Genomic DNA, 8,491 nt, shown 5'->3' with positions numbered 1-8,491 from the left:
CAACATGTAAAGCCCTTCTAGGGCTAAATCAAAACCACGTCCTTTGGGCGTGGATATTTACTTTTGGTTTTGTTTTTTATGTTTGTGTTGAAGTCGCTAAAGTAAAAAGCAGAGTTAACACATCTCAAGCATTGATTCGCTTTCTTCAATTGCTGCTTCATATACTTCTTTTATGATATCGGTTTGATCATGTTTATAATCCATAATTTTAATACCGGCTTGCCATTGGGCTATGCTTTCTTGGTAATACGCTTTTGGATTTTTTAGTAGGTCTCTGTCATCTTCATCGAGTTCATCTTCGTCTAGGTTAACTAAATATTCAATTCTGGATGGGTCAATTTCAGCTTCAAAATATTCACCTTCTTCCATCAAATACAAGATCAAGAATGGGTCTTCGTCACCGGTGAGTGAGGCTCTAGCAAATTGCTCGCCTTGATCTTTTAAACTAAAAAATAAATCTTCAAGTACGAAGCGTGCTGATGAATCTGACATAAAGCGCAGCAGTGTTTGACCCTGTTTTACCGAGGTTTGTTCAAAACTAAAACCATTGCTTTCATCTAATTCACTGATTTTGTTTTTGACGTTGTTTACTTCATCGGTTGATTCAGTGTCTAAAATTAATAAGCCATACATTTCCATATTATTTCTCTCTTAGGTTTTAGTTAAGGTGAATATCGATTGTTGCTGATAATTTGAGCTAATTATGATTGTAATTTATTAAGTTCGGATGAATATGAAGAGTTGATTACAATTTATAGCGTGTATCTTGAGGCTGTGATTTTAGGAGGGAATGTTGCGGGAGGCGGCTAATGAAGGTATTCGTTTAATGAGTAAAAAAGAATATGTTTTATGTTGAGTGGTTAAGTCAAAGCTAATACAAACTTGTTATTTCGTATTAGCTTTGGTTTTGGTTTTTATGTGTTTTTTTCGATTATTTTGGTTTCTAAGCCATCAATGCTTTTTTGATTTTTTTTATCCCAGTATTTTTTTATCCCGTCGCTACCTTGTTTAGTCGCCCAGTTTTTTAGTTGATCACGATCACCTTCGTAGTGGTATAAAGGCACCGACATACCACAAGAGTTTTGAACTAAATCAACGCTGACATCAAATATTTGTCGGGCACCTGGCAATAAGGTGAAGTGTGCGGCGAGCGCTGGCCACTCTGGATCGTTTTTATGAATCGCTTTGGCGTTGCCATAAAGTCTTAATGTATTTGGGCTGCCATCAAATGCGCAAAACATAATGGTCATACGGGGATGAGTTTGTACATGGGCTGCAGTTTCGTTGCCACTGCCGGTTACATTAAGCCAAATAACCCGATTGGGGCCTAGCACTTTGAACGATTCCATACCTTTGGGTGAGATGTTAACGCGGCTGTTATCGGTGGCGGTACCCACAAAAAATATTTTTTGTTGTTCGATGAAGCTTTGATTCTTTTCAGATATTTCGTTGTATTGCTGTCCCATGCTTTGTGTCCCTGATTATATTTACCACTTAGCATAAATTATAAGTGGTAAATATGTATAAATGCGTGTTTATTTTATTATTTATTAGCCGAGTATGGATCGTCGGCTAACAAATAGGCGCGCAGGTCTGATTTTTTGTCTTGTGATGATAACCATTCGCGCAATTCTTTTACTTTAGCGTAAGTTTCATCGCCAAATTTAGCTGAATAAATTTCGGCGAAATTGGCTTTAGCATTATTTTGTCGAATATTATTTTGCCAATTTTGCTTGAGAACCGCATTTAAACAGCCGGCTAAACCTTCACTTTTTAATAATTCCCATTCACCTTTATCTAACCATATTCCACCCACTAAATTGCTGTAGTCGAGTTTATGGTGATGAGTTGATGATATTCTAAATTTACGCATGATGGCGCCAGACGATGGGCAAAGCAGGGCTTTTTTAGTATCGGTGATTTCTGATTCTTCTATTGATATGTTGTCGGCGAAGGCATATTCAGGATTGCGTTCTTTCCATGAGACAAAATCTTCAATTAAGATCCAGTTACCGCCGCAGGATGAACAGGTGTGAGCTCGAAATTGACCTTCAATAAAGCTCGGTATTAAGGCGCCACTTTTACAACTAGTACAATCCATTTTGTTCCCTTTAATTTTGTTTTACGTTTAGTGTATTGAATTTATTACAGACTTTATAAAATAGAAAGATAAATGTCTGTGATCATCTCAGCGTTTTTAATATTGGGTTGTTACTGGGCGTATATTTACCACTTTAGTTATGAGCACTGCGTAATTTCAACCTTTACTATTTTATCTTATTCTTCAAGGTATTGAGTGGGTACGTAGCGATAATGCCCGGTCATTTTATAATCAAATAGCATTTCGTCTATTTCGGGACCCATGCCGACGTTATGCACGATGAGCGGCCAACCTGAATGTTCTGATATTTGGTCGATTACCATGCCAATATGCGGTCGATTACCGGGTAAATTCCAAGTGACTAAATCGCCAGCTTGGTAATCACTTGGGGTATTTGATACCGCGAGCACTTGACCATAGCGGCTAAAAAAGGTTTGTAAATTGGGCACTCGTCTATGATCGATGTTTTTATCGGTTTTAGTTAAGCCCCAAATGCGTTTTGAAGGGTAAAGGCCGAAGTTGGCTTGCATGTCTTCATGTACTAATTTTTGCAAATCAACGCCTAAAGTGCGATAAGCTCGAATAATCACATCGGTACACACACCGATATTATCTGGCACATCGCCATTTGGGTAAGGTATTGATAAATAACGACCGTCGTAAGTGACTCGGTGTTGTGTTCTTTCTTTTAACGCCGCGACAATATCGTTTTCAAATGTGCTGGCATGGCTTGTTAATGCGAAGGTGAGTGATATTAAAAAAGCAAGATAACGCATGACGATCCAAACATGAAAAGAGTTAAATTAAGATTAAACCATTTACGCGTTTGAGTGAAGCATGAAGCCAAATTGGTTTGGCTTCATGCTTAAGCTTGTTAATTAATCCCTTTTAAGGCGCGTCGATAATCACAATTTCACTATCGGCTAAGGCTTCTAGCATTATTGATTGTGTTTGCGTTATCTCTGCCGCATCGCCTTTTTGTAAAGTGACTTGAGCTTGCAAGTCTGCTTTATTTTCAGTGTGCTCTGTGGCGCTGTCTGTAAGGGGGAGTTCAATTATTTTAAACTCACCTTGTGAGGCTAACACATAAGCCTGATGGGTTATTGGCTGCGTAAGTTGAGTGCCTTTGGTTATTTTTCCTGCATAAATGCGGGCATGCTGGTGTATAAACAAAGGCTTGTTCTCTATTACGTTATGATCGCCACTATAACCCGAAACCAATAGCGGTAATTGTTGATCGGAAAAACCTTGGTTAAACGGTTTGCTTTCCCATCGTGGGTTCACGTTGTGTTTATTGGTTTGGATCCAAATTTGAAATAAGGTTAAATCTTGTTCTGAGAGATTGTATTCAGAATGAATTATGCCGCTACCCGCGCTCATCACTTGTACTTCACCGGCTTTTGTTACCCCGGTATGTCCGGCATTGTCTTGGTGACTTATTTCTCCACTTCTTACAAAGGTAATGATTTCCATGTTGCGATGTGGGTGTGGATCAAAACCTTTACCTGCGGCTACCCAATCATCATTTACCACACGAAGTGTGCCAAACCCCATGCGGGCAGGGTTGTAATAATGGGCAAAGCTAAAGTGATGATTCGCTTTTAGCCAACCATGATTGGCTTTACCGAGATCATTAAACTTAATGTGTTTTAACATGGTTGGCTCCTTTTGATATTTGATGTTGATTCTCTGTTATTTCTTCTCTGGTGTTTATGTAATTGGTATTAATAAGCCGAGTAGGGACGATCGCGATCGTGTGGACTATCAAAATTATTAATGGGCCCAACCGGTATGATTTGTGTTGGGTTGATCGTGGTATGACTCACGTAATAATGTTGTTTGGTATAGTCTAAATCAACGGTTTGTTTAACCCCTTTAACTTGATACAGTTCTTTTACGTATTGGCTAATGTTTGCATACTCCGATAGCTTTTGACGATTACATTTAAAGTGACCATGATAAACCGCATCAAACCGGATCAACGTTGTAAACAAGCGCCAATCAGCTTCTGTTATTTGTGTTCCGACTAAATAACGTTGTTGGGCAAGCCTATTTTCAAGCCAATCTAAACTCGCAAAAAGTGCGTCGTGTGCTTGAGCATAGGCGGTTTGAGTGGTGGCAAAACCGGCCTTGTAAACCCCATTGTTTATGGTGCCGTAGATTTTATCGTTAACGAGATCAATCTCATTTTGTAATTCACTTGGGTAATAATCATTTGTGTTGCCGGTTAAATCATTAAACGCAGTGTTAAAAATACGGATTATTTCTACTGATTCGTTATTAACGATTTGCTGCGTTTTTTTATCCCATAAAATGGGCACGGTTACACGACCTTGATAATCGGGTGCGGCTTTTAAATATAATTGATACGCATATTTAAAGCCGTATAGCTCATCACCATCGTCAGAAAATTCCCAGCCATTGCTGAGCATTTCGGGTTCAACAATGCTAACGGTAATGATGTCGTTTAGCTGTTTAAGTTGGCGGTAAATTAAGGTTCGATGCGCCCAAGGGCAGGCCAACGATACATATAAATGATAACGGTCGGCTTCGGGTTTAAATTGTGCATTTTCTTTATTTGAAATGGTATGGCGAAACCGGCTTTCTTGACGGACAAATTCACCTTTATTGTTTTCAGTGTCGTACCATTGATCAACCCATTTGCCGTTTACTAATAATCCCATGATTTACTCCTTAATTTTTTTAATTAATACATTATCAATTGAATATTGACCGCCGCCTTGTATAACTAACGCTATGCTCATTGCGAAGAGTGCTAAACCAAACTCATAACCGTTGTTACTCATGAATAAACCATTGGTAAAATGCACCGAGAAAATAGCCACTAGCATGGTCACGGCCAGTGCTAAACCGCTAAGGCGAGTGAGTAAACCAAGTAAGATAAAAAAACCACCAAAAAATTCGGCACTACCGGCTAGCAAGGCCATTAAATAACCTGGCGCTAAGCCAATTGATTCCATCCATTGTCCGGTGCCTGTTAACCCGTAGCCACCAAACCACGAAAATAATTTTTGACCGCCATGTGCCATAAATATCGTACCGGCAACTAATCGTAAGGGTAATGCGGCTAATGAGTCATTTGTTTGAAATAGGGTTTTTAGTGTTGCAATGTTCATGTTTATTCACCTTTTTTGTTTATTCGGGTTTGTGTTTTATTCAGTAGGGCTAGATTAACCTGATTATATTTTTTGAATAAGAGGCTCTTTTTGTTTGATTTGTTCAAAAAAATTGAACAATATAAAATCATACTTTAATAACGGTTGATAATAATGAAAACACCGGCAATATCGATTGAAGCACTCATGGTTTTAGATGCAATACAGCAACGCGGGAGTTATGCCGCGGCGGCAGAGCAACTTAATAAAGTGACATCGGCTTTATCTTACATTGTGCAAAAAACGGAAGAGCAATTAGGGGTGACGTTGTTTCAGCGCGAAGGCCGCCGCGCGGTATTAACCCCGGCAGGTAAGCACGTGGTTGATGAAGGTCGCATTATCTTGTCTGTATTGAATAAATTATCTGAACAAACGCAAACGATCGCTAATGGCTGGGAGCCTAAGATCAGAGTTGCGATTGATTCTATTGTTGAGAAAGCCCCTGTTTTTGAATTACTCAATGAATTTTTAATTGATCATCCAAGCATTGAATTTGATGTATCTGAAGAGGTGTTAAATGGCACATGGGAGGCTTTAATTGAAGACCGAGTTGATTTGTTAATTGGTGCACCTGAACCGATCCCGGTTAATAAAGGTATTCATACCGCCTTTTTTTGTCAGTTTGATGTTGCTTTTGTTGTGGCCCCAAATCATGCATTGGCCAAAATAGATAAGCCGGTCGCGAAAGATGATATTAGTCAATATCGAACGGTGATAACCCATGATAGCGTTAAAACGGCCGTGCCGTGGACCAGTGATGTGATTGACCAGAGTTTACGTTTTTATGTTGCAACGGTTGAAGATAAAATTAATGCGATTAAAGCGGGGATTGGCGGTGGCTTTTTACCCAAAACGCGCATCGCCGATTTGTTAAAACAGGGACGCTTAGTTGAGGTTCCGCTAACTGATGTTATTCAACCTAAACGTTTGCATGTTGCTTGGAAAATTGTGAATAAAGGCAAGGGATTACAGCGTTTAAAAGCCATGTTAAAAGCGCGGTTTAATGAACAAGAACAGCCGGGATAAAACGCTGCTCTTGTTCTCAAGTTATTATGGGGATGCTAGGATTTCTTTGTTAGCACTAATGCCCAATCAGACTGTTTTTCGGTTTTGTTTTCAACCTTGTTTTCAGTATGTAACGTTGGCAACGCAGGTAAGGTAAAGGCTTGATTACGTTTAATAACTATTAAGCTTGAAATGAGGTTTTCAGTCCCTGTTTTAGGGTTAAACCATTTAGCGTTATATTGCCCTTCCAACTTAGGTAACACTACATTCTTTGTGTTTACCTGTGTTAAATACACAATGGCATGATCTGTTTGTTTATTGGTTACGCAATACAGTTGTGTTGTTAAGGGTTGACCGCATGTTTGTCGTAATTCAAATACATTTTGCTGCGTAAAGAAATTTTTTGCGATAGCCGTTTGCTGCCATAGTAAATCACGTGATCGCCAGTCTTCTGCGTTAAGATCATTATGCGCAAATTTATAACCAAAATACCATTCTACACCGGCTGCATTGAGCATAAAACTCGGCCACATAACTTGTTGGCGCATGATATCGTGATTGGGGTCATCGCTGTCGGGTAATGCGCCAGTGTGCCATAAACCGATTTCGTCCATGGTGATCGCAAGTTGATGCCCTGCGGCCAACGCTTTGTTTTGCCATTTAGCAATGTGTTGTGCAGTTTGCAAAGGTTGATCAACTTGAAATGATAAACCGTCTAAGTGTTTATAACCCATAAGTGGGGTTAAGGTTTCATCTTTGTGTTTTGCACTGGCGTGAGTGTGAATAAAAATGGGGTGTTGATACGGATCATTCTGTTTTAAAAATTCGGTCATGCTCATGACTTGCTGCGGGGTTTGGCCGGTAGGTGAAAAGTGCACAGGGCCGTTTTCTTCCCCTATATTCCAAATGATACCGGCGTGATGACTAAAACGTGCGATCATTTCTTGCAAATAAAGCTGGCGCTGAAAGCCAGTATCGCCATTATCGAGTAATAATTCGTTTTCGGTTTCTTGCAAAATCACATGCATGATCATGTGCTTGTCTTCCATGTGCTGAAAAACCGTTTCCCACTGGGCTAATTTACTTACGTCAAAACGATCAAGTGTATGGTGGTTAATATAAGGCCATACATCTTTGCCATCACCGGCTATGTTCATGGTTAAGAAATAAATCGCGTTCATTTCTGTGCTGGCTAAGTAATTAATTGCGCCGATTAATGACTTGCCTTTACCTTGTTGCCAGCTTGGGTCTTTAGGCGTCCAGTCTTTTAAGTGGTTTGGATATTTGTGCAAAACATCAGTAGAGGCTTTACCTATATCCACTTTATCTTGTTTTTCAATTCCAGCTCGATAGGTGCTGTCAAAATCAATATAGCCCAGTAAATTTTCTGGGCTATTAGCCCCCACTTTTAGCACGCCTTGTTGACTGTGACGTTGATATAAATAACCGTTTTTAACACTAAGGACATCGTGCTTGGGTGGTTGACGTTTTTCGACAACTATTTGGCCTGATTGGCCGTCAAATGAAACGGGTTTGCCTAAAGTTAAATCGTTGGTTAATGCAATATTGTCGCCTTGGTCAAAATGAATTTTGTATTGCCATGTGCCAGCTGTAAACGGTTTGAAATTAATACGCCATTGCGATCCTGAGGTTGCTGATGTTTCACCGGCATTGCCATCTGCATTATAAAAACCTCGAACGAGCCGGGTTTCATTGCCTTGTATAAACTCGCCTACTAAACGGTATTGCGTGAATGGGTTAATTTTGTCATTTTCATTTGTGTTTGGGCCATCAAAATCAAGGCTAATTGTTTTGTATTGAATGGCCGGTATGCCTTGTGTGCTTGATTGATTATTTTCATTACAGCCCAGTAAAAAAAGACAAAGGGAGGTACTGAATTTGATCGCTGAAAAAAGAGATTTAAGTTGCGTCATTAAAGGCCTTTCTATTTTTTGTTTTATTTTTAATTATTTTAGTTTACTTATAAAAATCATTTTTAATTAAATATCTTTTTTTAGTAATGCGTTATGAAATTACTGAATAAGGTTAGCGTGCTTAAAATTAAGCTGAAAGGGTATGGCTTAAAGTAACCGTAGCCATTTTGTTAAATGGCCACGGATTCTGGGGTTATCAATTAACGATGATCCATTCGAAGGTAATGAGCGAGTTATAGCCAAAACCATCTGTTTGATATGTTCAGTACCTTCTG

The 8,491-nt window shown here is 39.3% G+C and carries 9 protein-coding genes; 1 reads left to right on the top strand and 8 read right to left on the bottom strand.

Annotated elements, in window-relative coordinates; all coding sequences use genetic code 11:
* Positions 1–114: 114 nt before the first annotated feature.
* The 7 genes from DPX34_RS20185 to DPX34_RS20155 all read right to left on the bottom strand — a co-directional run bounded on the left by DPX34_RS20185 (position 115) and on the right by DPX34_RS20155 (position 5,238).
* Positions 115–639, bottom strand: coding sequence for a hypothetical protein (locus DPX34_RS20185; RefSeq protein ID WP_111980236.1), 525 nt, complete (start codon positions 637–639; stop codon positions 115–117).
* A gap of 275 nt (positions 640–914) precedes the next feature.
* Positions 915–1,466 carry a pyridoxamine 5'-phosphate oxidase family protein gene (locus DPX34_RS20180; protein ID WP_111980235.1) on the bottom strand — a complete coding sequence of 184 codons (552 nt, stop codon included), beginning with the start codon at positions 1,464–1,466 and terminating at the stop codon, positions 915–917.
* A 77-nt stretch (positions 1,467–1,543) separates the two neighbouring features.
* Complete coding sequence (locus tag DPX34_RS20175; protein WP_111980234.1) at positions 1,544–2,101, bottom strand: TFIIB-type zinc ribbon-containing protein; 558 nt, start codon at positions 2,099–2,101, stop codon at positions 1,544–1,546.
* A gap of 176 nt (positions 2,102–2,277) precedes the next feature.
* Positions 2,278–2,877, bottom strand: coding sequence for a DUF1287 domain-containing protein (locus DPX34_RS20170; protein WP_111980233.1), 600 nt, complete (start codon positions 2,875–2,877; stop codon positions 2,278–2,280).
* Positions 2,878–2,989: 112 nt separating this feature from the next.
* Positions 2,990–3,757, bottom strand: a complete 768-nt coding sequence (locus DPX34_RS20165; RefSeq protein WP_111980232.1) for a pirin family protein — start codon at positions 3,755–3,757, stop codon at positions 2,990–2,992.
* Positions 3,758–3,825: 68 nt separating this feature from the next.
* A complete protein-coding gene (locus DPX34_RS20160; RefSeq protein WP_111980231.1) occupies positions 3,826–4,785 on the bottom strand; it encodes a glutathione S-transferase family protein in 960 nt (319 codons plus the stop codon).
* 3 nt (positions 4,786–4,788) lie between these two features.
* Positions 4,789–5,238 carry a DoxX family protein gene (locus DPX34_RS20155; protein ID WP_111980230.1) on the bottom strand — a complete coding sequence of 150 codons (450 nt, stop codon included), beginning with the start codon at positions 5,236–5,238 and terminating at the stop codon, positions 4,789–4,791.
* Between the two features lie 153 nt (positions 5,239–5,391).
* On the opposite strand from DPX34_RS20155, the gene DPX34_RS20150 reads away from it, so the two are divergent.
* Complete coding sequence (locus DPX34_RS20150; protein WP_198673770.1) at positions 5,392–6,303, top strand: LysR substrate-binding domain-containing protein; 912 nt, start codon at positions 5,392–5,394, stop codon at positions 6,301–6,303.
* 35 nt (positions 6,304–6,338) lie between these two features.
* Here DPX34_RS20150 and DPX34_RS20145 read toward each other — a convergent pair whose 3' ends face one another.
* Positions 6,339–8,216 carry a DUF5060 domain-containing protein gene (locus DPX34_RS20145; protein ID WP_111980229.1) on the bottom strand — a complete coding sequence of 626 codons (1,878 nt, stop codon included), beginning with the start codon at positions 8,214–8,216 and terminating at the stop codon, positions 6,339–6,341.
* Positions 8,217–8,491 lie beyond the last annotated feature (275 nt).

It is taken from the genome of Algibacillus agarilyticus, from assembly GCF_003286125.1.
Taxonomy (GTDB): Bacteria; Pseudomonadota; Gammaproteobacteria; order Enterobacterales; family Alteromonadaceae; genus Algibacillus; species Algibacillus agarilyticus.
Note: the sequence above shows the minus strand (reverse complement) of the source record. Positions and strands in the feature narration are given on the sequence as shown.

Excerpts from the sequence above, each read along its gene's own strand:
- DPX34_RS20160 (WP_111980231.1), bottom strand. The coding sequence starts at position 4,785 with ATGGGATTATTAGTAAACGGCAAATGGGTTGATCAATGGTACGACACT.
- DPX34_RS20185 (WP_111980236.1), bottom strand. The coding sequence starts at position 639 with ATGGAAATGTATGGCTTATTAATTTTAGACACTGAATCAACCGATGAA.
- DPX34_RS20180 (WP_111980235.1), bottom strand. The coding sequence starts at position 1,466 with ATGGGACAGCAATACAACGAAATATCTGAAAAGAATCAAAGCTTCATC.
- DPX34_RS20165 (WP_111980232.1), bottom strand. The coding sequence starts at position 3,757 with ATGTTAAAACACATTAAGTTTAATGATCTCGGTAAAGCCAATCATGGT.
- DPX34_RS20175 (WP_111980234.1), bottom strand. The coding sequence starts at position 2,101 with ATGGATTGTACTAGTTGTAAAAGTGGCGCCTTAATACCGAGCTTTATT.
- DPX34_RS20170 (WP_111980233.1), bottom strand. The coding sequence starts at position 2,877 with ATGCGTTATCTTGCTTTTTTAATATCACTCACCTTCGCATTAACAAGC.
- DPX34_RS20155 (WP_111980230.1), bottom strand. The coding sequence starts at position 5,238 with ATGAACATTGCAACACTAAAAACCCTATTTCAAACAAATGACTCATTA.
- DPX34_RS20145 (WP_111980229.1), bottom strand. The coding sequence starts at position 8,216 with ATGACGCAACTTAAATCTCTTTTTTCAGCGATCAAATTCAGTACCTCC.
- DPX34_RS20150 (WP_198673770.1), top strand. The coding sequence starts at position 5,392 with ATGAAAACACCGGCAATATCGATTGAAGCACTCATGGTTTTAGATGCA.